Annotated in this window: 18 protein-coding genes; 11 read left to right on the top strand and 7 right to left on the bottom strand. The window is 63.1% G+C overall.

Going from position 1 to position 26,479, the window contains the following annotated elements; translation table 11 throughout:
• Nucleotides 1-19: 19 nt before the first annotated feature.
• On the bottom strand, nucleotides 20-1,291 hold the full coding sequence (locus tag HD842_RS16410) for a YeaH/YhbH family protein (RefSeq protein WP_183555794.1): 1,272 nt from the start codon (nucleotides 1,289-1,291) through the stop codon (nucleotides 20-22).
• A gap of 224 nt (nucleotides 1,292-1,515) precedes the next feature.
• Nucleotides 1,516-3,438 (bottom strand): PrkA family serine protein kinase, encoded by a 1,923-nt coding sequence (locus tag HD842_RS16405; RefSeq protein WP_183555793.1) that lies wholly within the window; start codon nucleotides 3,436-3,438, stop codon nucleotides 1,516-1,518.
• A 521-nt stretch (nucleotides 3,439-3,959) separates the two neighbouring features.
• Between HD842_RS16405 and HD842_RS16400 the strand changes: the two genes are divergently transcribed.
• From HD842_RS16400 to rmuC, 4 genes are read left to right on the top strand one after another with little or no spacing between them, the layout of a single operon-like run.
• The gene (locus HD842_RS16400) at nucleotides 3,960-4,967 is read left to right on the top strand and encodes an adenosine deaminase (protein ID WP_183555792.1); all 1,008 of its coding nucleotides are present in this window, start codon (nucleotides 3,960-3,962) and stop codon (nucleotides 4,965-4,967) included.
• A gap of 20 nt (nucleotides 4,968-4,987) precedes the next feature.
• The gene (locus HD842_RS16395) at nucleotides 4,988-7,519 is read left to right on the top strand and encodes an ABC transporter permease (protein ID WP_183555791.1); all 2,532 of its coding nucleotides are present in this window, start codon (nucleotides 4,988-4,990) and stop codon (nucleotides 7,517-7,519) included.
• Between the two features lie 2 nt (nucleotides 7,520-7,521).
• Complete coding sequence (locus HD842_RS16390; RefSeq protein ID WP_183555790.1) at nucleotides 7,522-7,923, top strand: group II truncated hemoglobin; 402 nt, start codon at nucleotides 7,522-7,524, stop codon at nucleotides 7,921-7,923.
• 4 nt (nucleotides 7,924-7,927) lie between these two features.
• On the top strand, nucleotides 7,928-9,247 hold the full coding sequence (gene rmuC, locus HD842_RS16385; RefSeq protein WP_183555789.1) for a DNA recombination protein RmuC: 1,320 nt from the start codon (nucleotides 7,928-7,930) through the stop codon (nucleotides 9,245-9,247).
• A gap of 344 nt (nucleotides 9,248-9,591) precedes the next feature.
• On the opposite strand, the gene moeA is transcribed toward rmuC, so the two are convergent.
• The 3 genes from moeA to HD842_RS16370 form a co-directional block, all read right to left on the bottom strand.
• Nucleotides 9,592-11,469 (bottom strand): molybdopterin molybdotransferase MoeA, encoded by a 1,878-nt coding sequence (gene moeA, locus HD842_RS16380; RefSeq protein ID WP_183555788.1) that lies wholly within the window; start codon nucleotides 11,467-11,469, stop codon nucleotides 9,592-9,594.
• Between the two features lie 6 nt (nucleotides 11,470-11,475).
• Entirely contained in the window at nucleotides 11,476-12,588 is a 1,113-nt protein-coding gene (gene moaA, locus HD842_RS16375; protein WP_183555787.1) for a GTP 3',8-cyclase MoaA, read from the bottom strand.
• A 187-nt stretch (nucleotides 12,589-12,775) separates the two neighbouring features.
• On the bottom strand, nucleotides 12,776-15,985 hold the full coding sequence (locus HD842_RS16370; protein WP_183555786.1) for an Rne/Rng family ribonuclease: 3,210 nt from the start codon (nucleotides 15,983-15,985) through the stop codon (nucleotides 12,776-12,778).
• Between the two features lie 661 nt (nucleotides 15,986-16,646).
• Here HD842_RS16370 and HD842_RS16365 point away from each other — a divergent pair.
• The 3 genes from HD842_RS16365 (at nucleotide 16,647) to HD842_RS16355 (ending at nucleotide 19,522) form a co-directional block, all read left to right on the top strand.
• A complete protein-coding gene (locus HD842_RS16365) occupies nucleotides 16,647-17,627 on the top strand; it encodes an RluA family pseudouridine synthase (protein ID WP_183555785.1) in 981 nt (326 codons plus the stop codon).
• Nucleotides 17,628-17,717: 90 nt separating this feature from the next.
• A complete protein-coding gene (locus HD842_RS16360; RefSeq protein WP_183555784.1) occupies nucleotides 17,718-18,377 on the top strand; it encodes an HAD-IA family hydrolase in 660 nt (219 codons plus the stop codon).
• A 143-nt stretch (nucleotides 18,378-18,520) separates the two neighbouring features.
• Nucleotides 18,521-19,522, top strand: coding sequence for a S49 family peptidase (locus HD842_RS16355; RefSeq protein ID WP_183555783.1), 1,002 nt, complete (start codon nucleotides 18,521-18,523; stop codon nucleotides 19,520-19,522).
• A gap of 440 nt (nucleotides 19,523-19,962) precedes the next feature.
• On the opposite strand, the gene HD842_RS16350 is transcribed toward HD842_RS16355, so the two are convergent.
• Complete coding sequence (locus HD842_RS16350; protein WP_183555782.1) at nucleotides 19,963-20,373, bottom strand: hypothetical protein; 411 nt, start codon at nucleotides 20,371-20,373, stop codon at nucleotides 19,963-19,965.
• A gap of 214 nt (nucleotides 20,374-20,587) precedes the next feature.
• Here HD842_RS16350 and HD842_RS16345 point away from each other — a divergent pair, with 214 nt between their 5' ends.
• From HD842_RS16345 to HD842_RS16335, 3 genes are all read left to right on the top strand, one after another.
• Nucleotides 20,588-21,304 carry a pseudouridine synthase gene (locus HD842_RS16345; RefSeq protein WP_183555781.1) on the top strand — a complete coding sequence of 239 codons (717 nt, stop codon included), beginning with the start codon at nucleotides 20,588-20,590 and terminating at the stop codon, nucleotides 21,302-21,304.
• A 154-nt stretch (nucleotides 21,305-21,458) separates the two neighbouring features.
• On the top strand, nucleotides 21,459-22,553 hold the full coding sequence (locus HD842_RS16340; protein WP_183555780.1) for a phospholipase A: 1,095 nt from the start codon (nucleotides 21,459-21,461) through the stop codon (nucleotides 22,551-22,553).
• A 55-nt stretch (nucleotides 22,554-22,608) separates the two neighbouring features.
• Nucleotides 22,609-23,613 carry a fumarylacetoacetate hydrolase family protein gene (locus tag HD842_RS16335; protein ID WP_183555779.1) on the top strand — a complete coding sequence of 335 codons (1,005 nt, stop codon included), beginning with the start codon at nucleotides 22,609-22,611 and terminating at the stop codon, nucleotides 23,611-23,613.
• On the opposite strand, the gene HD842_RS16330 is transcribed toward HD842_RS16335, so the two are convergent.
• Nucleotides 23,594-24,754 (bottom strand): hypothetical protein, encoded by a 1,161-nt coding sequence (locus tag HD842_RS16330; protein ID WP_183555950.1) that lies wholly within the window; start codon nucleotides 24,752-24,754, stop codon nucleotides 23,594-23,596. The two genes, HD842_RS16335 and HD842_RS16330, sit on opposite strands and share 20 nt — an antisense overlap.
• Nucleotides 24,755-25,071: 317 nt before the next feature.
• Here HD842_RS16330 and HD842_RS16325 point away from each other — a divergent pair, with 317 nt between their 5' ends.
• Nucleotides 25,072-26,346: an MraY family glycosyltransferase gene (locus HD842_RS16325; protein ID WP_183555778.1), complete on the top strand. Its 1,275-nt coding sequence runs from the start codon at nucleotides 25,072-25,074 to the stop codon at nucleotides 26,344-26,346.
• Nucleotides 26,347-26,479 lie beyond the last annotated feature (133 nt).

Raw genomic sequence — 26,479 nt, 5'->3', positions numbered from 1 at the left:
GGTTCGGCTGTTCGCGTGGCTACTTGGCCTGCTTTTTAAACAGTTCCCGGAACACCGGATAGATATCGGCCGGGGTCACGATCTTTTGCATCGCGAAGTTGCGGTGCTGGCTGGCGACGTCGCAGTATTGTTCCCACAGATTCTGTGGCGGGCCGTCCGTGATTTCGACATACGTGTAGTACTGAACGCGCGGCATGATCGCATTGGACAGGATCTGCTTGCACAGCACCGAATCGTTGTCCCAGTTGTCGCCGTCGGAAGCTTGCGCCACGTAGGCATTCCAGTCGGCGCTGCCGTAGCGTTCGTTGATGACTTTTTGCAGCAGGTGCAGGGCCGACGACACGACGGTGCCGCCCGATTCGCGCGAATGGAAGAACTCGTTCTCGTCGACCTCGGCCGCCGCCGTGTGGTGGCGGATAAAGACCACATCGATTTTCTCGTACACGCGTTTCAGGAACAGATACAACAGAATGAAGAAGCGCTTGGCCGTGTCCTTGCGGGTTTCGTCCATCGACCCCGACACGTCCATGATGCAGAACATTACCGCCTGGGTACTTGGTTTGGGAACCTTGATCCGGTTGGCGTAGCGCAGGTCGAACGGATCGATAAACGGAATCGCATTGAGCCGGATACGCAGGTGATGAATGTGATCCCGCAGTTCGATGACGCCCTGGTCGTCGGCCGGCGCACCTTCGTCGAACAACGCCTGCAATTGTTCCTGGGCCTCGGCCAACTGGCGCCGCGTGGGCCCGCCCACGGCGATGCGCCGGCCCAGGGCGCCGCGCAGCGAGCGCAGCACGTGGATATTCGAGGGGGTGCCCGAGACGTTGTAGCCGGCGCGCTGATTCTTGTACTCAATGGTTTGGGTCAACTGCGTCTTGACCATATTCGGCAGCTCGAGATCTTCGAAGAAGTAATTCATGAATTCTTCGCGCGACAATTCAAAGATGAAATCGTCCTCGACGGTCTGGTCGCTGTTGCCGGGGCGGCCGCGGCCGGCGCCGGCGCCACCGCCGCGCGGGCGGCTGAACTGGTCGCCCTTTTGATATTCGGTATTGCCGGGATTGACGGTTTCCCAGACGCCGCCATGGGCGTGGCCGAAGTGGGGCTCGTTCACATCCTTGACGGGGATGGTGACCTTTTCGCCGTTTTCGATATCGGTGATCGAGCGGCCCTTGATGGCGCGGCCGACGGCATCCTTGATCTGCGCCTTGTAGCGGCGCAGGAAGCGTTCGCGGTTGACCGCAGACTTGTTCTTGCCCTGCAAGCGACGGTCGATGAGGTAAGTCAAAACAGGCCTCCTGCTCAATGTAAGCGCGGATCTGGCGTGTTGGACACGCCGTTGGCGCTGTGGCGCTGCCTTTTCAACAGCAGCGCCCTTATCTTAATACGCTACGTGAACGGACGTGCGACGCACGCACAGCGCGGGACGTTGCCGGCGGGCGGCCTGCGGCCAGCCGACAACGCTGTCACTCATGCGCTGTCACTCATGCCCCGTTGCTCATGCGCTGTTGCTTATGACGATTTGCGCACGCGCAGATACCACTCGCACAACAACCGCACCTGCTTCGGCGTATAGCCTTTCTCGACCATGCGCGCCACGAAATCGGCATGCTTGTTCGCATCCTCGGTATTTGCCTTTGCATTGAATGAAATCACCGGCAGGAGTTCCTCGGTATTCGAGAACATTTTCTTCTCGATCACGCTGCGGAACTTTTCATAACTGGTCCAGGCGGGATTTTTGCCGGCATTGGTGGCGCGCGCGCGCAGGCTGAAGTTGACGATCTCGTTGCGGAAATCCTTCGGATTCGAAATCCCGGCCGGCTTCTCGATTTTTTCCAGTTCGGCGTTGAGCGACTCGCGGTCGAAACTCTCGCCGGTATCGGGATCGCGAAATTCCTGGTCCTGGATCCAGAAGTCGGCAAACGTGACGTAGCGGTCGAAGATGTTCTGCCCATACTCGGAATAGCTTTCCAGGTAGGCCGTTTGAATCTCCTTGCCGATGAAGTCGACGTAGCGCTGCGCCAGGTGTTCCTTGATATATGACAGGTAGCGCTGCTCGGTCTCGGGCGGGAATTGCTCGCGTTCGATCTGCTGCTCGAGTACGTACAGCAGGTGCACCGGATTGGCCGCCACTTCGGTATTGTCGAAATTGAACACCTTCGACAGAATCTTGAAAGCAAAGCGGGTCGACAGGCCGTTCATGCCTTCGTCCACGCCCGCGTAATCGACATATTCGTGCAGCGACTTGGCTTTGGGGTCGGTGTCTTTCAGGTTGTCGCCGTCATACACGAGCATCTTGGAATAGATGCTGGAATTGTCGGGATCCTTCAGGCGCGAGAGCACGGCAAACTGCGACATCATGCGCAGGGTGCCAGGGGCGCAGGGCGCTTTGTCGAGCGACGAATTGCGCAGCAGCTTGTCGTAGATCTTCACTTCGTCCGACACCCGCAGGCAATACGGTACCTTGACAATATAGATGCGGTCGAGGAATGCCTCGTTATTGCGGTTGTTGCGGAAGGTCTTCCATTCGGACTCATTCGAGTGCGCCAGCACGATGCCGTCGAACGGAATCGCGCCAAAGCCTTCGGTGCCCTTGTAATTGCCTTCCTGCGTGGCCGTGAGTAGCGGGTGCAGCACCTTGATCGGCGCCTTGAACATCTCGACGAATTCCATCAGGCCCTGATTGGCCAGGCACAGGCCGCCCGAATAGCTGTAGGCGTCCGGATCGTCCTGCGAAAAATCCTCGAGCTTGCGGATGTCGACCTTGCCGACGAGGGACGAGATATCCTGGTTGTTTTCGTCGCCCGGTTCGGTCTTGGAAATGGCGACCTGCTTGAGGATCGACGGATAGCGCCGCACGACGCGGAACTTGTTGATGTCGCCGCCGAATTCGTGCAGGCGCTTGACGGCCCAGGGACTCGGCACCGCGCGCAGATAGCGGCGGGGAATGCCGTAATCTTCTTCGAGGATCTTGCCGTCTTCGTCTTCGCTGAACAAGCCCAGGGGCGACTCGTTGACGGGCGAACCCTTGATCGCATAAAAGGGCACCAGCTCCATCAGGCTCTTGAGTTTTTCGGCAATCGACGATTTGCCGCCACCCACCGGGCCTAGCAAATAAAGGATCTGTTTGCGTTCTTCCAGGCCCTGCGCCGCGTGGCGGAAATACGAAACGACCTGTTCGATCACTTCTTCCATGCCATAAAACTCGCGGAACGCCGGATAGATCTTGATGACCTTGTTGGCGAAGATGCGCGACATGCGCGAATCGAGACGGGTATCGACCAGCGTGGGTTCGCCAATGGCGGCGAGCATGCGCTCCGGTGCGCTGGCATACGTCAGCGGGTCACGCTTGCACATCTGCAGGAACTCGGACATCGAGTATTCCTCTTCGCGAGTACGCTCATAGCGGGCCGTGTAATTTTCAAAGATGCTCATTGAATTTCCTTTAATGTGCCAACAACGAATCACTGTCACAGCAGCGCATGGCGCTGCCCGGGGGCCCGGTTATTTTTGGCGTACTCCTTGTTCGGTCGTCACGTGCGGCGCCAGTGTGGTCGGCGTCGTGGATGGTGCGCGTGCGATTGCTTGTTGTCGATCCGGAAATATCGAACTAACCGCAGTATGGAGAGCGTCTTTTTTGCGTTACTGAAATTTATTATGTCCCTAATAGTTTCCGAAGTCAAAGTCGTGTTGCACGACATGATGAAGTGGTAACAAGTGCTTGATTTAACAATAAAAAGTTCGGTTTTTGCCTGCGCTGCGTGTGCGTGCGGGGCGTCATGCAAAGCGTAGCGAGTTTTCGTCAACGGTACAACAGGTGGTACACGCGCATCGTGCGCGGTAGGTGATGAATCCAGGCTTTTTCGCTATGGCATGAGCCGATTGCACGCATGCGTTACACTTCCCGGTCGCCTTAACGCGCGACCTTATTCACTGAACACCTGTTGGAGAACACCATGCTAGACGATCGCTTGCGCACCCTGCTGCAGAACATGCCCAAGGCTGAACTGCACATCCATATCGAGGGCTCGCTCGAGCCAGAACTGATTTTTGCTCTGGCACAAAGAAATAACGTCCAGCTGGCCTATGCCTCGGTCGAAGCGTTGCGCGATGCCTACGCTTTCAGCGACCTGCAATCGTTCCTCGACATTTATTATGCGGGTGCCAGCGTGTTGCTGACCGAGCAGGACTTTTATGACATGACCGCCGCCTACCTGGCGCGCGCCCATGCCGACAATGTCCGCCACACCGAAATCTTCTTCGACCCGCAAACGCACACCGCGCGCGGCGTGCCGTTCGAGACCGTCATCAACGGCATCTGGCGCGCGTGCCAGGATGCGCCGCTGAGCGCTGAACTGATCATGTGCTTCCTGCGCCACCTGTCGGAAGACGATGCAATCGCCACGCTGGACGAGTCGCTGCCGTACCGCGACAAGTTCATCGGCGTGGGCCTGGATTCATCCGAAGTCGGTCACCCGCCCGAGAAGTTCGCGCGTGTGTTCGAGCGCGCCCGCAACCTGGGCCTGCGCCTGGTCGCGCATGCGGGCGAAGAAGGCCCGCCGGCCTATATCGAAAGCGCGCTCGACGTGCTCAAGGTCGAGCGTATCGACCACGGCGTGCGCAGCCTGGAAAGCCCGGCGCTGGTCGAGCGTCTGGTGCGCGAGCAGATGGCGCTGACCGTGTGCCCGCTGTCGAACATCAAGCTGCGCGTGTTCGACGTCATGGGTTCGCACAATCTGCGCACCTTGCTGGGTGCCGGCCTGGCCGTCACGGTCAACTCGGACGATCCGGCCTATTTCGGCGGCTACGTCAACGAAAACTACTTCGCCGCTTTTGATGCCTTGCCGCTGGATGCGACGCACGCGCGGCAACTGGCGCGCAACAGCTTCCAGGCCGCCTTCATCGATCCGGAGCGCAAGCGCGCGTTCCTGGCCGAAGTCGACGACTTTTTCGCCACCGCCTAATCCAACCACGGAGCGACGCCATGTTCGTCCAGGCACTTCGCATGACGGCGCGCGACTGGCGCGCCGGTGAACTGCGCTTCCTGCTGGTGGCGCTGATCGTCGCCGTGGCGGCGCTCACGTCGGTCGGCTTCTTCACTGACCGTATGCGCGCCGGCATGGACCGCGACGCGCACCAGCTGCTGGGCGCTGACCTGCTGGTCAAGACCGATGATCCGGTGCCCCAGGCCTGGCGCGATGAAGCGGCGCGGCGCGGCCTGCTGCTGGCCGACACCGTGACTTTCCCGAGCATGGCGCAGGCAGGCGAGGGCGATGAGTCGCTGGCGCAGCTCTCGTCGATCAAGGCGGTGTCAACAGGCTACCCGCTGCGTGGCCAGATGAAGATCACGACCGACCCGGTCGCGGCCAGCGGCGCGCGCGGCGAGCCGACACGCGACGTGCCGGCGCCCGGCACCGTATGGGTCGACCCTGGCCTGCTCGCGCAGCTGTCGACGCAGGTGGGCGGCATGCTCACGCTAGGCAACAGCCAGTTGCGCATCACCCAGCTGATCGCCACCGAGCCCGATAAAGGCGCGTCGTTCGCGAACTTCGCGCCGCGCGTGATGCTGTCGATGGCCGATCTGAAGGCCACGGGCCTGGTGGACGATTTCGCGCGCGTGGACTTCCGCCTGCAGATTGCCTCGACCAACCGCAACGACCTGACGGCCATCAAAGCCTACGAAACCTGGCTGCGCGCGCAGATCAACGACGGCAACCTCAAGGGCGTGCGCATCGAGACGTTAGAAAACGGGCGCCCGGAGATGCGCGCGACGCTCGATCGCGCGGGCTTGTTTTTGTCGCTCGTGGGCCTGCTGTCGGCGATGCTGGCGGCAGTGGCCGTGGCGATGGCGGCGCGCCGCTTCATGAGCCGCCACCTGGATGCCTGCGCGATGCTGCGCTGCCTGGGCTTGACCCAGAACCAGGTCACCGTCATGTACGTGACTGAATTTGCCCTCGTCGGCTTACTGGGTAGCGTGCTCGGTGTGCTGGTGGGTTTTGGGGCGCACTTCGTGCTGCTCGAACTGATTGCATCGCTGATCCGCACTGAGCTGCCGCCCGTGTCGATCCTGCCGGCGCTGCAGGGCGTGGCCACGGGCATGCTGCTGCTGGTGGGCTTTGCGCTGCCGCCGATTCTGCAGTTACGCAATGTGCCGCACAACCGCGTGATCCGGCGCGAAGCCGGCGCGCCGCAACCGGCTGCTTTGGCGACCTATGGCCTGGGCGTGGGCGCGTTCGTCCTGCTGCTCTACTGGCAGGCGGGCGACCTGACGCTGGCGCTGATCACGGCCGGCGGTTTCCTCGGCGGCTTCGCGGTGTTTGCGCTCGTGGCCTGGCTGGGCCTCAAGCTGCTGCGCCGCATGCGCAACCTGTTCCCGCAACAGGCCTGGCGCTTTGCCGTCACGTCGCTGCAGCGCCGGCCCGGCGCCACGGTCGTGCAGGTGGTCTCGCTGTCGCTGGGCCTGATGGCGCTGCTGCTCCTGACCGTCGTGCGGGGCGACCTGATGGCCGCCTGGCAGTCGGCCACGCCGGCCGATGCGCCGAATCGCTTCGTGATCAACATCCTGCCCGAGCAGACCGAGGGCGTCGAAGACCAGCTGCAGGCGGCCAACGTGAAGGAGCCGGTGCTGTTCCCGATGATCCGCGGGCGCCTCACGGCGATCAACGGCGCCGCCATCAAGAGTGACACCTTTGCCGACGGCGAGGCGCGCCGCCTGGCCAACCGCGAATTCAACCTGTCGACGACCAACGCGCTGCCGGAGGGGAACGAGGTCGTCGAAGGCTCGTGGTTCAGGGATGCTCCTGGCCTGGCCGAAGCGTCGGTCGAGAAAAGCATCATGGACCGCCTTGGCCTGAAGCTGGGCGACAGCCTGCGCTTCGATATGGCGGGCCTGATGGTGGACGCGAAGATCACCAGCGTGCGCAAGCTCGAATGGGGCTCGATGCGCGCCAACTTCTTCGTCATCATCAATCCGGCCGCGATGGCCAATGCACCGACCACCTACATGACGGCATTCCACGTGCCGGCTGAAGGTGCGAACCTGGGCAATGCGCTCACGCGCGCGTATCCGAACCTGACCGTGGTCGACGTCTCGGGCATCATCCGCCAGTTGCAGGACGTGCTGGACCAGGTGGTGGTCGCGGTCGAGTTCCTGTTCCTGTTCACGCTGGCCTCGGGCGTGCTGGTGCTGTATGCGGCGTTGATGGGATCGACGTCCGAGCGCACGCGTGAAGGCGGCCTGCTGCGGGCGCTGGGCGCAACGCGTCAGCAACTGGCGCGGGCGCAGCGGATCGAGTTCGTGCTGGTCGGCGGGCTGTCAGGCCTGCTCGCAGCGACGGGCGCTGCGGCGCTGGGCTGGGCGCTGGCGACGTACCAGTTCAAGTTCCCGTGGACGTTCGCGCCGGGCGTGTGGCTCGCTGGCCTGGTGGTCGGGATCCTGTGCGCGATCATCGGTGGCTGGTTCGGCCTGCGCGGCGTACTGCGTCAGCCGCCGCTGCAGACCTTGCGGGAGGCGTGAGCATGCAAGATACGCAAGCCGACACGCCAACGCTGTACGAGATCATGGGCGGCGCCGAGCGCCTACGCGCGCTGGTGGACCGCTTCTATGACCTGATGCAGCTCGAGTCGGAGTTCGCCAACATCCACGTGATGCACCCGGTGCCCAACGACAGCTCGCGCGACAAGCTGTTCATGTTCTTGTCCGGATGGATGGGCGGCCCGGACCTGTATATCGAACGCTATGGACATCCGCGCCTGCGCGCGCGCCACCTGCCGTATGCGATCGGCACCAGGGAGCGCGATGCATGGCTGCGCGCGATGGCGTGGGCGATGGAAGACCTGGGCTATGACGAGGCGCTGCGGGTGCGCCTGCTGACGTCCTTCTTCGAAACCGCCGACTGGATGCGCAACAAGGCCGATTGAGACGATGACGACAGCAGAAATCCTGATCCTGGTGGGCCTCGCGCTCATCATCGCGTTGCTGGTGCTGGTCTTGCTGCGCCTGCGCGGCAGCGGCGACGGCAACGGCGCGCACATCGAACGGCTCGAGCGCGAGCTGCGCCAGGAACTGCAGGTCAGCGCGCAATCGACGCGCCAGGAAACCGCCGGCCACCTGGCCCAGTATCACAATGCCTCGGTCCAGCAATTTGACAGCATGCGGCAGCAGATGCAGCTGCAATCGAGCAGTGGGCGCGAAGAGCAGGCGCGCGCGCTCAAGCGCTTTGCCGACACGCTGCAGCAAACGCTGGGCAACCTCACCGAATCGAACGCCCAGCGCATGCTCGAAGTGCGTAACACGCTCGAGTCGAAGATCCGCGACCTGCAGGCAGACAACGGCAAGCGCCTGGAAGAAATGCGCCAGACGGTCGACGAAAAGCTGCACGCCACGCTGGAAACGCGGCTAACGGAATCGTTCCGCCAGGTGTCCGAGCGGCTGGAAAAAGTCCACCAGGGCCTGGGCGAGATGCAGCAGCTGGCCATTGGCGTGGGTGACCTCAAGCGTGTGCTCACGAACGTGAAGACGCGCGGCACGTGGGGCGAGGTGCAGCTGGAGATGCTGCTCGAGCAGGTGCTGACGGTCGAGCAGTATGCGAAGAACGTCGAGACGGTGGCAGGCTCGAACGCGCGGGTGGAGTTTGCGATCAAGCTGCCGGGCACCGTCGACGGCGGCGCGCCATTGTGGCTGCCGATCGACGCCAAGTTCCCGAAGGAGCAGTACGAGCGCCTGCAGGCCGCGGCCGACATTGCGGACGCCGAAGGCGTCATCCGCGCCGGCGCCGAGCTGGAACGGGCCGTGCGACGCGAGGCGCAAACGATCTGCGACAAATACGTCTCGCCGCCACAGACGACGGACTTCGCGATCCTGTTCCTGCCGACCGAGGGCCTGTACGCCGAAGTAATGCGCCGCCCTGGCCTGGCCGACGACCTGCAGCGCACGCTGCGCGTGACGATCGCCGGCCCGTCGACGCTGAGCGCTTTGCTCAACAGCCTGCAAATGGGTTTTCGCACGCTGGCGCTGGAAAAACGCTCATCCGAAGTGTGGCAGGTGCTGGGCGCGGTCAAAACCGAATTCACCAAATTCGGCGACGTGCTGGCCGCCACCAAAACGACGCTGGAGCGCGCAGCCAAAAACATCGAAAACGCCGAAGTGCGCAGCCGCCAGATGGCCCGCAAGCTCAAATCGGTAGAAGCGCTCCCAACCGAAGCCGCCCAATTAGTCCTGGGCTCTGACGGCCTGGAACGCTAAGACTGACAGCACCCCTAAAATTTCCCCCCAGGCCACAAAAACAATCAGGGTCAGAGTAGACTTAATGGGCAATTACCCAATGTTGTCAAACAATTCGACTCTGACCCTGATTGTTTTGGCGGGTTTTTAGCTGCCAAATTCGGTATTCGATTCCGGCGGGAATTCAATTTCCAGAATGAAGGGATTCTGTTGCCAAACTGGCAAAAAATTAATTAGGGTCAGAGTCGAATTAATGAGCAATTACCCAAAGTTGTCAAACAATTCGACTCTGACCCTAATTGTTTTGTAAGGGGCTGGGGGCAAGAATTTGGTGATTGCGGCAGGTGTGGCGCTGCGTTGGGGGGTTAGAACAGGCCTTCGAATGGCAGGATGTCGACCATGTCGCCGGCGGTGACGCTGCCTTGCTCGTCGTGCAGGACGACCATGCAGTTGGCTTCGGACATTGAGCGCAGGATGCCTGAGCCTTGGGCGCCGGTGAGGCGGACTTCGGGTGTGCCGTCGGCGCCGCGCGTGATGATGCCGCGCTGGTATTCGGTGCGGCCTGGCTTCTTGCGGATTGCTTCGGACGAGCGCGCTTGCAGCAGCGGCAGTGGGGCGTTGGCGCTCATCATCTGCAGCAGCGCGTCGCGCGCGAAGAAGTAGAACGACACCATCACGGCCACCGGATTGCCCGGCAGGCCGAACAGGAAGGCGCTGCGGCCGTTCGATGTGACGCGCCCGAATGCCAGCGGGCGGCCCGGGCGCATGCCCACTTTCCAGAACGTGACGTCGCCCAGGTGCGCCATCACCTGTTTGGTGTAGTCGGCCGCGCCGACCGAAACCCCGCCCGACGTGATGATCGCGTCGGCGTTTTCGCAGGCGGTGCGCAGCGCGTCTTCCAGCGCTTCCGGGCTGTCGCGCACGACACCCATGTCGATGATCTCGCAGCCGAGGCGCTGGAGCATGCCGTAGATCGTGTAGCGGTTGCTGTCATACACGCAGCCTTCGCCCAGCGGCTCGCCGATCGAGCGCAGCTCGTCGCCGGTGGAGAAGAACGCCACGCGCAGACGCCGTTGCACGGGGATTTCGGCAAAGCCGAGCGATGCGCACAGACCCAGGTCGGATGGCCGGATGATGCGGCCGGCCTTCAGGGCTGCGCTACCGATGTTCAGGTCTTCGCCCGCCAGCCGGCGGTTGTCACCGGCGCGGATGGCGCCGGCGCGCACGGTCATGGCGACATCGTCGCCGCTGTCGGCGAATTCCTGCGGCAGTACGCTGTCGCAACCGGCCGGCATCACGCCACCCGTCATGATGCGCACGCATTCGCCGGGACCGGGTACGACAGCGGACGGCTTGCCGGCATAGACAATATCGACCACCTTGAACGTCGCCACACCGTCTAGCGGCAGGTCGGCGCCGCGCAGCGCGTAGCCATCCATCGCCGAATTGTCGTGCGCCGGCACGTTGATCGGCGAGACCAGGTCGCGCGCCAGCACGCGGCCCAGGCTTGCGCGCAGCGCCACCATTTCGACGGCGCGCACCGGCTGGACGAATTCGCGGATGATGCGCTGGGCGTCGCGCACCGGCAGCGCGTCCGGATCATAGCCGTTGATGCAGCTGGCCACTTGGGCCAGGCTGGCAGGGAAGGCGGGTTGTTCGAGTCCGCGCAGCTCGTCGAGCGTGTTGATGTTGCGGAAGGCGTCGGCATCGTCGAACACGACTTCGACGGCGTTCACGTCGCGCAACCAGCCCTCGACGCTGCGACCGCCTGCCGCGAGATAAGCCGACAACGAAGGCAGCCGGTCAGCGCGCACCAGGCAAAACACCGGATGCGACTGGACCCGCTCGCCTGCATCATGCGTCGCGGCGTAGGCCACGTCCGCACCGTGCTCCTGCAGCGCAGCGAACAGGCGTGCAGCCAGGTCAAGCGGCAGGAACGGCGAATCGCACGGCACCGTCAGCAGATACGGCGTGGCGCAGTGACGCAAGCCCGTTTCAAGCCCGGCCAGCGGACCCGGAAAATCCGCCATCTCGTCCGTCAGCACGGGCGCGCCAAACGCGCGGTACGTGTCGAGATTGCGGTTGGCGCTGATCGCCAGCGGCCCGACCTGCGGTCGCAGCCGCGCCAGCACGTGCTCAACCATCGTGCTGGAACGAAACGGCTGCAAGCCCTTGTCCACGTTGCCCATGCGCGAGCCACGCCCGCCCGCCAGAACCAACCCGCTGATCAAGCCTGTTTGCATCGTCAATTAACCACCGATATAGGACATTTCAACCCGGCGCGGCCCGTCCAGCTGGCCCGTGCCGGTCTCTGCCGAGCGGGTCTCGGAATAGCGGTCGGCCCGGCCGCGCCACAGTTGCGCGATCGCGCCGCTCAGGGCCAGGTCGTCATGCCCTTCGCGCAGCAGCGCGCGCATATCGTGGCCGCGTGTGGCGAACAGGCAAGTGTAGAGTTTGCCTTCGGTCGACAGGCGCAGACGGCTGCAGTCGCCGCAGAACGCCTGCGTGACGCTGGAAATCACGCCGATTTCGCCGTCGCCATCGAGGTAGCGCCAGCGCGACGCAGTCTCGCCGCTGTAGTTGGCGGCCACTGGTACCAACGGCAGCTCGGCCGAGATGCGGCGCACTACGTCGCCCGACGGCACGACGTCGCGCATGTCCCAGCCGTTCGACGCGCCCACATCCATGAATTCGATGAAGCGCAGGATCGTCGGCGAGCCCTTGAAGTGGCGCGCCATTGGCAGGATCTGGTCGACGTTGGTGCCGCCCTTGACCACCATATTCACCTTGACCGGCCCCAGGCCCACGGCATGCGCGGTATCGATGCCGTGCAGCACATCTGCCACCGAAAAGTCGACGTCGTTCATGCTGCGAAATACGCCATCGTCGAGCGCGTCGAGCGAGACCGTGACCCGGTCCAGGCCAGCGTCTTTCAAGGCTTGCGCCTTGCGCGCCAGGATCGAGCCGTTGGTCGTCAAGGTGAGGTCGAGCGGGCGCCCACTGGGGGTAGGGAGCGCACGCAGCATGCCCACCAGGCGTTCGAGATTCTTGCGCAGCAACGGCTCGCCGCCCGTCAGGCGCAGCTTTTCGACGCCGTGCGCAACGAACAGGCGCGCCACGCGCGTGATCTCTTCGAACGACAGCAGGTCGCCGTGCGGCAGGTATTGATAATCCTTGTCGAACACTTCCTTCGGCATGCAATACACGCAGCGGAAATTGCAGCGGTCAGTGACGGAAATGCGCAAGTCGTGCAGCGGCCGGCCGAGCGCGTCGCTCAGCAGGCCCGTAGGTGCTTCCGGCACGGCCGGGACCCGTAGCTTCGATGAGCGCAGGTCATTGATAAGGATGATTTTTTCAGCCATTCCAATACGATAGCATGCGCCCGGGAATACTGCCGGGCGAGGGTGTGTCGTTGGAGGGAGTAATGCGGCCCAAATGCGTCGTTCCCGCGAAGGCGGGAACCTAAGTTGCCAGCGTTATTGCAACGCTAATGAACTTGGGTTCCCGCCTGCGCGGGAACGACGTGCGCTACGGCTTATTGCCTAGTGCTTACTGACGGCTGGTATCGACCTGCACCAGCGGCTCGTCCACCGGCACGACGACCGGCTTGCGGGCACGGCCAACGCGCACTGGCGTGGCTGCCTGCGCTGCTGCGGCCTGGGCGGCGCGCAGCTTTTCAGGATCGGTCGCGGCCAGTTGCAGGCCCGCTTCGGCCAGCATGTCATCCAGCTTTGGCGCAGGGGTAGCAGCCACTGGCGCAGGCGCCGTGGTTACTTCCGGTGCTGCAACCGGTGCTGGCTCAACGGCCACAGCGGTCACAGGCTCGACCACTGGCGCAGGGGCGACTTCCACCACCGGTGCCGGCTCGAAAGGCACTGGTGCAGGAGCAGGAGCAGGAGCAGGAGCAGCCTCGGCCACGACCGGTTCAGCAACATGTTCAGCCGCCACCGACGCCGCCGTCGGGAACATGACCGGTTCGGTCGATGCCGGTGCTGGTGCCGAAACATCTGCCGGCGCGCCCATCGATGCTGCCGTCGGGAAGTTCACCGGCTCAACATTGGCAGGCGCTGCCTCAGCCGTCGTTGCCGCCATCGATGCCGACGTCGGGAACATGGTGCTCTCGACCGGCGCCGCTTGCGCAACCACCGGTGCAGCCGCTGCTGCTGCCGCAGATGCAACTGCAGCGTGCGCCGCATCATCCTTGGCAGCGATCGATGCCGAGGTCGGGAACGGCCACGGTGCCTGGGCACCGGACTGCGCCTGCTTGCCGCGGGCGGCGCGGGCGGCTGCTGCCACCTTGGCCACTTCTTCGTCCGCGACCGGCGCGAACGCTGGTGCGTCTTCGCTGCCTTCGCCGCCTTCGCCTTCGATCTGGTCACGATCGCGACGGTTGCGGTTACGGCCACCGCGACGACGACGACGGCGTGGCTCGTCGCCATCCATCTCGACTTCTTCGCCATCCGGGCCGATCGTGGTCACCGATTTGATGACTTGCTGCACGACTTCCTGGCTGCCTTCCGGACCGGTGGTGGTCACGGCGACAGTGGTGTTCGACACCACCTGGCTGACATTGATTTCATCGAGCTTGGCTTCGATGACCTGGGTGGTGCGTTCCGTACGCTCGGTGCGCTCGCGCGGCTGACGTGGCTGGCGCTCTTTGCGCTCGCCGCGTTCAGGACGCTCGGCACGTTCCGGACGCTCGGCGCCTTCGGCACGTGGCGCGGCATCGGCCGGGTCGCGTGGTTCACGTGGCTCGCGGCCTTCGCGCGGTGGACGTGGCGGACGCGGCGGGCGTGGTGGGCGCGCTTCGGCGTCCGGGCCCTTGGCCAGCTCTTCGCCCGGTGCGGCGGTCTTGGCAACCGGCTCGCGCTCTTCGCGTTCACGGCCTGGTTTGCCAGCTGGACGGCCACCGGTGCGGCCATTCTTGGTGCGGTTGTTGCGGTCGCGCTCTGCCTGCGCAGGGGCGGCGACAGGCACTTCCACCAGAACAGCCGGTGCGGCACCTTTCGGTTCTGGCTTGCCGAAGAAGAAGTTGCGCAGCTTGGCGAAGAAGCCTTCTTCTTCCACCGGCGCAGGCACGGGCACCGCAACAGCAGGGGCGACGGCGGGCTTGACCGGCTTGGCCGCTTCGCTGCGGTCGACCAGCGGCGCAGGCTGGGCCGGGGTGATCGTCTTGACGACGGCTTCCTGGCGTGGCTTGGCTTCTTCTTTCTGGCGTTTCGCGTAGGCCATGTCGGTATCGGCCGACTCGGCCATCGCGTAGCTGGCGTGTGCGTCTTCGAGGCGCGGATCGTCGTGCTTGATGCGCTCGAGCTTGTAATGCGGCGTGTCCAGATGCTTGTTCGGGATCAGGATCACGGTGATGCGGTGGCGGTTCTCGATCTTGAGCACTTCGCCACGCTTTTCGTTCAGCAGGAAGGCGGCGACATCGACGGGTACCTGCACGTGGATGGCGGCCGAATTTTCCTTCATGGCCTCTTCCTGGATGATGCGCAGGACTTGCAGGGCCGACGATTCGGTATCGCGGATGTGGCCGGTGCCCGAGCAGCGCGGGCAGGTCACGTGGGAGCCTTCCGACAGCGACGGACGGAGGCGCTGGCGCGACAGTTCCATCAGGCCGAAGCGCGAAATCTTGCCCATCTGAACGCGGGCGCGGTCATGGTGTAGCGCGTCCTTCAGGCGCTGTTCGACTTCGCGCTGGTTCTTGGCCACTTCCATGTCGATGAAGTCGATCACGATCAGGCCGCCCAGATCGCGCAGGCGCAACTGGCGCGCCACTTCGTCGGCTGCTTCGCAGTTGGTGTTGAAGGCGGTCGTTTCGATGTCCGAACCGCGCGTGGCGCGGGCCGAGTTGACGTCGATCGAGACCAGCGCTTCGGTGTGGTCGATCACGATGGCGCCGCCCGATGGCAGCGGCACGGTGCGCGCGTAGGCGGTTTCGATCTGGTGTTCGATCTGGAAACGCGAGAACAGCGGCACGTCGTCGCTGTAACGCTTCACGCGGTGCGCCATGTCGGGCATCACGTGGCTCATGAACTGCTGCGCCTGCTCATAGATTTCGTCGGTGTCGATCAGCACTTCGCCGATGTCCGGCTGGAAGTAATCGCGGATCGCGCGGATGACGAGCGACGATTCCTGATAGATCAGGAACGCGCCGTTGGACGACTTGCCGGCGCCTTCGATCGCGCGCCACAGTTGCATCAGGTAGTTCAGGTCCCACTGCAGTTCTTCGACGTTACGGCCGATACCGGCAGTGCGGGCGATGACCGACATGCCTTGCGGCAGGTCGAGCTTGTCCATCGTTTCGCGCAGTTCCTGGCGTTCTTCGCCTTCGACGCGGCGCGATACACCACCGCCGCGCGGGTTGTTCGGCATCAGGACGAGGTAGCGGCCGGCCAGCGAGATGAACGAGGTCAGGGCAGCGCCCTTGTTGCCGCGTTCTTCTTTTTCGACCTGCACCATGATTTCCTGGCCTTCGCGCAGCGCTTCCTTGATGGAGCAATTGCGCACGTCGACACCTTCACGGAAATACGTGCGGGCGACTTCTTTGAAGGGGAGGAAACCGTGGCGGTCTTCGCCGTAGCTGACGAAGCAGGCTTCGAGGGAGGGTTCGATGCGGGTGATGACACCCTTGTAGATATTCGACTTGCGCTGTTCGCGACCGGCAGTCTCGATATCGATGTCGATCAGCTTCTGGCCATCGACAATAGCGACGCGCAGCTCTTCTTGCTGCGTCGCGTTAAACAACATGCGTTTCATTTTTAGTACTCCGTGACCCGGGGGCCGTGTGAAGGCCGCCCTCACGGGCGGCGCAGCTACAGGGATGTATGCGGGGACGGGTGACAGGAGGGGGTATGCCCGGGCGTGCGGTACAGCAAAGTAATTTCGCTGCCGCAACGGGGCGCTGTGGGGCCGAACGTCATTGTCTAAACACGCCGCAACTTTTGTTCGTTACCTGCCACCACATTGGGGTTGGCACAGCAACGAACAAGGGAGGGTGTGCCACAGCCAGCCGACCCTGGGCGCCAGCAACCGACCGGCCTGGAGGCGAAGAGACAGCCTTGCTCAAGCGGTGTGGATGCTGCAGCAGCGGGGTCAGCGAAAACGACAAGCGTTATCGACACCATCAACCGGCAAGCACTTTGTTAAGGATGCTTGCTGGTACTTATCCTTAAGAATCCTGACAATCCAATCCGGCATCATTGCGCGCAATCCGATTACAAATCGGTTGCAACCTTGATTGGCGCAAGGATGTGCGTACACGTTCTTTCCATCGAATTTGCACTTGGCGGGGCCGATGGGGCGTGCCCCAGTGTAAAATTTCATTTTAATTCTTACACCAGCAGAGGTTTGACCGCCGCCTGTCGATTATATATTCAAAATGAAGGACTTAGAGAGAATTTCTGGGAAGACAGACCGAATGGCAATGCAGAACGATAGTGTCCCCCCTTCATCCCCCGCAGCACTGCAAGCGCAGTTCGTGACAATCGACGAAGAAGAAGCCGGCCAGCGCATCGACAACTACCTGTTGCGTGTCTGTAAAGGCGTACCAAAGAGCCACATCTACCGCATCCTTCGCTCCGGCGAAGTCCGTGTCAACAAGGGCCGCATCGACCAGTTGTACCGCCTGGTTGCCGGTGACACCGTCCGTATTCCACCCATCCGCATCGCTGAAAAGTCGAGCGAACACGCCGCGCCCGGCGCTGAATTTGCCGTCGTCTATGAAGACGCGCATCTGCTGGTGATCGACAAGCCCTGTGGCGTGGCCGTGCACGGCGGCTCCGGCGTATCGTATGGCGTGATCGAGCAGTTGCGCGCGGCGCGCCCGCAAGCGAAGTTTCTGGAGCTGGTGCACCGGCTCGACCGCGAAACCTCGGGCCTCTTGTTGATTGGCAAGAAACGCAGCGCGCTGACGCACCTGCATGACCAGATGCGCGAAGGCACGACCGACAAGCGTTACTATGCAGCCGTGAAAGGTGACTGGGTGAACAAGCGCCAGCACATCCGCTTGCCGCTGCATAAATACACGAGCGCCGAAGGCGAGAAGCGCGTGCTGGTCCAGGCCGGTGGTCAGGAAGCGCACACGATTTTCAGTTTGTTAAAAAAATGGCACAATTTCGCCTTGCTTGAAGCCGAGCTCAAGACAGGACGCACGCACCAGATCCGGGTTCACCTGGCCTCGTCGGGCTTCCCGATCCTGGGCGACGAAAAGTACGGTGACTTCGCGTTCAACAAGCAATTGCACAAGGCGACCGACAGCCGTGGCGCGCTCAAGCGCATGTTCTTGCATGCGCACCAGATCACGTTCACGCATCCGGATTCGGGAGAGCGCATGACCTTGCGCGCGCCGATGCCGGCCGAGTGCGAGCGCTTCCTGACCAGTCTGGGCGCCCCGGTGTAACACCGGCTGGCGCAGAGCAACCAATCGCGCAAGCACGACCGCGCACCAATAAAAAACAACAGGGGACCGGCGGCCTTGCCGCCACTAATTATGGCTAGAAAACAATTCGACCTGATCGTCTTCGATTGGGACGGCACCTTGATGGACAGTACCGCCGCCATCGTCAAGTGCATTCAGGCGGCGGCGCGTGACCTGGGCTTGCCGGTGCCAACCGACTCGTCGGCCGCGCACGTCATCGGCCTCGGCCTGGCCGAAGCGATGCAGGCGGTGATGCCCGATATCCAGCCGGCGCTGTATCCGCGCATGGTCGAGCGTTACCGGCACCATTTCCTGACCAAGGACCACCAGCTGGTGCTGTTCAAGGGCGTGCCCGAGATGCTCAATGCATTGTCGAACGAAGGCTACTTTTTGGCCGTCGCCACTGGCAAGAGCCGGGTTGGTCTGAACCGCGCGCTCAATGCGACCGGGCTGCTGTCGATCTTCGATGCCACACGTTGCGCCGATGAGACATTCTCCAAGCCGCATCCGGCGATGCTGCAGGAGCTGACGCGCGAGCTCGGCCAGGATTTGCGACGCACGGTGATGATCGGTGACACGACGCACGACCTGCTGATGGCCACGAATGCCGGCGCCGCCGGTATCGCGGTCGAGTTCGGCGCCCATCCGGTCAGTCAGCTTCACGCCTGCCAGCCATTGTTCTCTGCCAAGAACATCCCGGAGCTGCATGACTGGCTGCTCGAGCACGCTTAAAGCCTGGGAAGCGGCCGGCCCGTGGCGTACGGGTGGTCTTGCCGACCGTACGCGACGGCGCTGGCAAGATATACTGACTGCCGCACGAACAGCCCCGCGCGTGACGCGCGGGGACGGCGTTTCGTCGTCCACCTTCCGACTTTATGAGTGACCATACGAGCATTGACCAACCTGGCGACAGCCGGCTCGCGTCGAATCCGACGATGAGCAACTGGGAGCGCGACACGCTCGAGAAACTGGTATTTGCCACGGTCCAGGAGCGCCGCTCTGCGCGCCGCTGGAGCATCTTCTTCAAGCTCGGCTTCCTGATCGTGGCGCTGCTGGGCCTGTGGGCCTACTACGACTTCAACTTCGCCAGCGGCGACACCGAAAACCTCGGCCGCCACACGGCGCTGATCGAAATCAATGGTGAAATCGAAGCCGAAGGCAGCGGCGCGGCCGACACCGTGATCCCGTCGCTGAACAAGGCGTTCTCCGATCCCGGCTCGGCCGCCGTCGTGCTGCGCATCGACAGCCCGGGCGGCAGCCCGGTCCAGGCCGGCATCATCGTCGACGAAATCCAGCGCCTCAAGCGTGGCTATCCCGATAAACCGCTGTACGTCGTGGTCGACGAGATCTGCGCCTCGGGCGGCTACTACATCGCCTCGGCCGCCGACCGCATCTACGTCAACAAGGCCTCGATCGTCGGCTCGGTCGGCGTGTTGATGGACAGCTTCGGCTTTACGGGCACGATGGAAAAGCTGGGTGTCGAGCGCCGCCTGCTGACGGCCGGCGAAAACAAGGGGTTTCTCGATCCGTTCAGCCCGCAATCGGAAAAGCACCGCGAACATGCCCAGGAGATGCTCAATGAGATCCACCAGCAATTCATCTCGGTGGTGCGCGCCGGGCGCGGCAAGCGCCTGAAAGAAACGCCCGAGACGTTCTCGGGCCTGTACTGGACCGGTGCACGCGCCATCGACATGGGCCTGGCCGATGCCTTCGGCACGGTCGACACCGTGGCGCGCGACATCGTCAAGGCCGAAGACATCGTCGATTACACGGCGCACGAAGGCTTGCCGGAACGGGTGCTGAAGAAATTTGGGGCGTCGGTGGGTGAAAGCGCCGTCCGGGCGGCGTATCACAGCGCCGTGCCCAAATTGCGCTGAGCATGTTGTCCTTGAAACCAGAGAATATGCGGCTATAGTGAAACGGTGGCCGACGCTGCGGTGGATCAGTCAAGCTGCTTGCCCATTGATCCCGGACGGTGAACGCTGGCGACCGCACTCCTGTGCGGTTTTCGAGAGAATTTTTATTCCTCGCGGTAAGACTGTCCCGGGCGCGTGCATGCGCGCAGCGGGAATGGAAACGACGGCTCAGGCCGTCGTTTTCTTTTGGTGGGCCCGATCTGGCGTGATCGTGGACGTAGGGTGGGCGGGTTTTCCCGCCCACGCGTTCGACGCACCTTCGCTTATCACGGAGCACGCTTGGTTTGAACGCGTGGGCGGCGCAGCCGCCCACCCTACGTCTGCCGACCAGGCTGCCGTGTTTTTTTTGGTGGACAGGGAGTGCGGCTGGCGCTGCCGTGACGGGCGTTGCAGGAATCAGGTCAGGCTGCCGCACTGGCGGCGTCGTCATCGCGGCCGGTGCGGCGTGACGGGTGGTGCAGTTCATTGTCGCTGCAGTGGTCGGTTACGCTGTCATCCGCATGGGGCGTTACGGGCGACACGAGGCGCGGCGGGTGCCACATGGTGGGCTGGCGCAAGGGTGGCAAATCGTCATGCTGGGCAAAGCCGCCGCGTTCGAGCCAGCCCTGATGGTCACCGCCGACGCGTGCAAACCACGCAGCACGCAGCCGGAACTGTTCGTCGTGTGGCAACAGGCGGGCGCCGCTGCTCCAGCGCGACAATGCCATCAGCGTGGGAAAAAGCGCCGCATGGGCTCGTGCAAGGCGCTGGCGCGCGCAATGCACTTCATGCGGGGACAGCTTTTCGTAGCAGGGATCGAGATCATCGTTCACGTTCAGTCCTGTTCTCTGACGGAATTGCACCTTGATGTATGGCAAACAACCATCACGGTCGTTAGGCGGATTCCTAACATGTTGAAGTCTATCAATAAGAATTTCTGCAGACTTGACGCTGCTCAAATGAATCGCGGCATGCATGTTGACTAAAAAACATTGCTCTAATTGTCAGTCTGTCCGCGCCGGACCGCTTCTGGTAAAGTCTCGCCCCATGAGTAAATTGTCCCTAGACCGCATCCTGCAATCGCAGGGATTCGGCACCCGCAAGTACTGCCGCGCCCTGATCGAGGATGGCGACGTCACCATCAATGGCGAGGTTGCCGATAACTTCAAGGCCACCTTCGAAACGGACGGTCTGGTGCTGACCGTGTTCGATGAAGAGTGGGCGTACCGCGAGCACGTCTATATCGCGCTGTACAAGCCGGCCAACTTCGAATGCTCGCGCAAGCCGAGCCACCATCCTGGCGTGCTGACCCTATTGCCAGAGCAATTCACCTGGCGCGATGTGCAGCCGGTCGGCCGACTCGATCATGACACGACCGGTCTGCTCCTGATGTCGGATGACGGCCCGTTCATCCACGCGCAAAGCTCGCCCAAGCGCCACGTGCCCAAGGTGTACCACGCCACGACGGCCGAGCCCGTGACCGAGGAACTCGTCGCCAGGCTGCTCGCTGGCGTGCAGCTGCACGATGAGCCGGCGCCATTGAAGGCGGTGTCGTGCGTCAAGCTGGGCGAACAATTGATCGAGATCGTGCTGGAGCAGGGCAAATACCACCAGGTCAAGCGCATGCTGGCCGCTGCCGAGAATCATTGCAGCGCGCTGCACCGGGCCCAGATCGGCGGCTTGACGCTGGCCGCGCTGGGACTCGAAGAAGGCGAGTGGTGCTTCCTCGACCAGGCACAGCTGGATTTGCTCGTGCCCGCCTGACATACCACATCCGCATGCTGTTGTGGAAATTTCACAACGGAACATGCTTAACCACAATATTCGTGCGACATAGTCAGCCGATTTCCGCGACACTCCGTTTCGACGGCGTCCGGGTACCGGTTGTCGCACGAATGAATTTTCCAGAAAAATAACCATGTACGCATACCGACCGCGCCTCTCCCATTCCCTCGCCCTGATTCCATTGCTGCTGGCGCTGCCAGTCATGGCACAGAGCCAGCCGGCCACCCTGGCCGAATGCACCCCGATCCTCGACAGCGCCCAGCGCCTCGCCTGCTTCGACCGCGTTGCGAGCACCGGCAGCGCCGCTGCCGCGAGCACCGCATCGACCCCGGTCGTCGCACCGGCCGTGGCCGCCCAGAGCGCGTTCGACGCACCGCTGAACAGCGCCGTCGACCACACCGCCACCGTCGATCCAACCGTCCAGGCCGCCGCTGAATACACGCTGAGCAGCCATTGGGAACTCGATCCACGTGACAAGCGCGGCGCGTTCAAGTTCCGTCCGCACCACCCGAACTACCTGATCGCCACCCGCACCCACCGCCCGAACGAAGCGCCGTATGCGGACTTCCTGGCGACCGATCCGGATGCCGAAGGCTTGTCGAAGGCCGAACTGGAATTCCAGCTCAGCGTGAAGATGAAACTGGTCGAGACCCTGTTCGAGCAACCGATCGACGTCTGGTTCGGCTACACCCAGAATTCGTTCTGGCAAGCGGCCAACCACAAGGCATCGAGCCCGTTCCGCGAAACCAATTACCAGCCGGAGATCATGGCTGTCATGCCACTGGACTTCGCGCTGGCCGGCATCAATGTGCGCTTCCTGAACCTGGGCTTCGTGCACCAGTCGAACGGTCAGTCGTCGAGCCTGTCGCGCAGCTGGAACCGCTACTACGCCCAGGTCGGCCTGGAACGTGGTCCGCTGACCATGACCGCCAAGCTCTGGAAGCGCGTCAATGAATCGCTGGAAGACGACAACAACCCGGACATCACCGATTACATGGGTCGCTTCGAACTGGCCGGTAATTACCGCATGGGTAGTGGCCATGAAGTCTCGGCCCTCGTGCGCCGTAACTTCAGCACCGACAAGGGTGCAGTGCAGGTCGGCTGGGCCTTCCCATTGGTCGGCCCGATCAAGGGCTATGTCAATGCGTTCGCCGGCTATGGCCAGAGCATGATCGACTACAACTACTTCCAGCGCAGTCTGGGCGTCGGTGTCATCGTCAAGTATTGATCGTTTCACACCTGCCGTACCGTAGAATGGCGGGCTTGATTCTTCGAGCCCGCCCATGAAACTTGCCTCGCTCGACGACGGCACCCGCGACGGCCAACTGGCCGTGGTGTCGCGCGACCTGTCCACTGCCCACATTGCCGACGGCATCGCGCCAAGCTTGCGCGCCGCGCTCGATGACTGGGTCTTCATTGCCCCGCAACTCGATGCACTCTACCGTCAACTGAACGATGGCAAGGGCGACGCCAAAGCGCGCCGCGCGTTCGACTTCGACCCCACCCGTTGCATGGCGCCATTGCCGCGCGCGAGCGCCCGCGTGTGCGGCGCCACCTATCTGCAGCATCACGACCTGGAACAGCGCGCCCTTGGCAGCAGCTTGCCGGCCGCATGGCGCGACGCGCCGCAGCTGCGCCAGGGCGCAGCCGATGGGCTGCTCGGCCCCACACAGGATCTGGTGCTGGTGCGCGAAGAATGGGGCATCGACTTTGGCGCCGAGCTGGCCATCGTCAGTGGCGATCTGCGCCAGGGCGCGACGCCCGACGCGGCGCTGGGCCAGATCCGCCTGTTGTTGCTGGCCAATGACATCACGCTGCGCAACCTGGCGCCGGATACACTGGCGGCGGGCTTTGGCCTGCAGGCCAAACCGGCCACCGCGTTTGCGCCAGTGGCCGTCACGCCGGACGAATTGGGCGACGCCTGGGCGGCCGGGAAAGCCGCGCTGCCGCTGCGCGTGCGCCTCAATGGCAACCCGGTCGGCACGCTCGAGGCGGGCGAGGACATGACGTTCAATTTTGCGCAGCTGCTGTCGGCGCTGGCGCTGACGCGGCCGGTGACGGCGGGGACGATTGTCGGCGCTGGCGTCGTGTCGAACCGGGCGACCCGGCGCCACACGCCGGGCTACGCCAGCCTTGCCGAGGCACGCTGGATCGAGATGGCTGCTGGCGGCGACGCGATCACGCCGTTCATGCGCTTTGGCGATACGGTGCGCATCGAGATGCTCGACGAAAAGGGCGCATCGCTGTTCGGGGCGATCGAGCAGACGCTCAGGGCCGCGGGGACTTGACGCCGGGTTCGTCCCAGAAGCCGTCATTATCTGGCACGCCACGCAGATCGACGCGCACCGGCCGGCTGATCCGGCGCAGCGCATCGGCGCGCACCAGCCGCCCATCCGGTTCATGCAGCCGGTACCAGAGAAACGCCACGCCGGACAAGGCCAGGTGCTCGCCCGTGAACAGGCGATCGCGCTGTATGGCAAGGCCTTCGAGCCGCAGGTCGACATCGAGCACCAGTGCGCCGCCGCTGCGTTCGGCCTGGCCGAGATAGCGCGCCGTTGTGAACAAGGGGCTCTTGTCGCTGGCTTCGCCCGCGCGCAGCGAGTCGATAAAGCTGTCGACCGCCTTGAGCTGCACCGTCACAGCGGCCGCAATAGCGGCGAGCTCTTTCTTGCGCTCGCCTTTGGCGCCGGCCGCCAGTGCGTCGAGTGCATCGATGTGCTGCGCGAGCGTGGCGCGTTCCAGCCCCACCAGCCGCACCCGTTCCAGCAGCGCCGCATGGCGCGTGACGTCGAGTTCGCCCATATAGCCGCCGCTCAGGCCAGCCAGGCGGGCAGGGCAACTACGCGCCATGGCACTGGCAAACAGGGCGCGGGCGCCGTCACCGTAGGCGGTGCCGGCCAGCGTGGTGTCGGTCTTGAACAGGCTAGCGAGGTCGGCGCCGGCGCGCAGCATCATCGCCGGCGCGCTCAGCCAGGCCAGCAGCAGGGCGCTACGCCGGTGCGCGACCGCTGGCGTGCTGGCCTCGATGTAGCGTTGCAGCGCGGCGTTGCGCAGGGCCAGCTCTTGCGCCTGGCGGACCAGCGCGGCATCGACGGTGCGTGCCACCACGATGCCCTGGCTGACAAGCGGGTCGTACAGGATGACGAGGCGATCGGCCGGCAACATCCGGCAGACGTCGGCTGCCAGTTCGAGCGTCAGGTCGAACGCACGCGCCAGACCGGCGGCGCCGAAACCGCGCGTATCGACGCTGCCGCCCAGCGCTTTGGTTTGCGCCAGCGGCAGGCGCGCCAGCAATTCGGCGCGCTCGGCTTCGGCGATTGCCTGCCGGGCTTCTGCTTCCTGCAGCCGCGCCCGTGCTTCGGACAGGTCGGACGATGCAGAAGGTTGCGCATTTGAATGTGCAGAATACAGGGCGCCCAGACATAACATGACGATCAAATAGAACGCTCGTGCGGTTGAATATCGACACGCCATGATTCGCTCCAATTGATTAACAAGAAATAAATCTATCTAAATATCACTAGAGAAAAGTGTAACAATTTGTGGAGAAATGGTAGGAGAAGTATCTGTACTATTGATTGTTGCAGCGCAACGTACCTAAAATCACCAAATAAGTCGTTCACAATCAAGGGCTTGCACATCACTATTAATGATGAGTGAAATTGCATGAGAAACTCTGCAGCAACACGATTGGGGGAGAAATGACCCGAAATGCGATAGAATTGACGAGTTAACAAAGTGGTTCTATGAGTATTTATAACCTGCCATTAGCCGGCCTCGAAATCGGCTTCGCCACATCGCTGATCGTATCGCTCCTGCTCGTGCTCACCACACGCTGGCACGGCCGCTACTCGCTTGATGCAACGCGTGGCGTGCAGAAATTCCATATCACCCCAACCCCACGTATCGGCGGCGCCGCCATCATGACCGGCCTCTGGCTGGCGCTGAGCGTCCTGCCGCAGGCACAGCGCGATTTGCTGCTGCCCGTTCTCATTGCCTCGCTGCCAGCCTTTGTCTTTGGCCTGGCCGAAGACCTGACCCGCACTGTCTCCGTCCGCACCCGCCTGCTGGCCACGATCGGCAGTGGCGTGGTGTGCTGGTTCCTCACGGGCGTCACCCTGCAGCACACGGGCTTGCCACTGCTCGACGGCATGCTCGGCTGGCTGCCGTTCTCGGTGTTGTTCACCGCGTTTGCCGTTGGCGGCGTGGCCAATGCCGTCAATATCATCGACGGTTTCAATGGCCTGGCCAGCGGCACGGTCGTCATTGGCCTGGGCACGCTGGGCCTGATCGCCATGGGCGCTGGCGACGTTCACCTGGCGCAGTTGTGCTTCGTGATCTGCGCCGTGACCGCCGGCTTTTTCGTCGTCAATTTCCCATTAGGCAAGCTGTTCCTTGGGGATGGCGGCGCCTATTTGCTTGGCTTCCTGCTGGCCTGGTTGTCCGTGATGCTGGTCTACCGCAATCCGTCGGTGTCGGCCTGGGCACCGCTGCTGGCCTGCGCCTACCCGGTTTTTGAGACGGTGTTTACGATCATGCGTCGCCTCTGGTGCCGCCGCCATCCGGGCCATCCGGACAGCTGGCACCTGCATAGCCTAGTCAAAACGGCGATCACGGCGCGCTACCTGCGCATGCTGCCGCCACCCCTGCGCAATGCCTTCGTCTCGCCGGTTTCGTGGGGTATCGCCCTGGTGCCGGCGGCGCTGGCCGTCAATTATGCGGGCGACCCAGAGGTGCTGGTGCAGGGAGCGCTGGCCAGCTTTGCGCTGTATCTCGGGGTGTATGCACTGGTCGTTTCGGCCTGGCGTGCCCGTCGCCGCCACGCACCGGCCTTGATGCCGGTCGCTGCTGCGCCGCTGGCGGTCAAGCCCCTTGTCACGACCAGCAGCAATGGCCAGGGCGCCACGTCTGGCCTGGTGGCTGCCCGCATCGCTGCCAATCCCTCCGCCAACCAGCCTGGCGGCCTGGCGGATCACAGCCACAAGCAGGCAGCGCCGGTCCTCGCGCGCCGCCGCATGTAATCTCCACGCAGTCTGTCGCAAGTCCTCCGCACGACGCCGCCCCTGAACTGGGGCCGGTTTCCCCGTTTGTTCTCGATCTGTCCCCACAGCAATTTCAGCGATAATCTCGCTCGCGCGTACCAAAGCGCGGCTG

Origin of the sequence: Massilia aurea, from assembly GCF_014200505.1 — a bacterium.
GTDB lineage: Bacteria > Pseudomonadota > Gammaproteobacteria > Burkholderiales > Burkholderiaceae_D > Telluria > Telluria aurea_B.
This window is presented reverse-complemented; position numbering and strand designations above follow the sequence as displayed.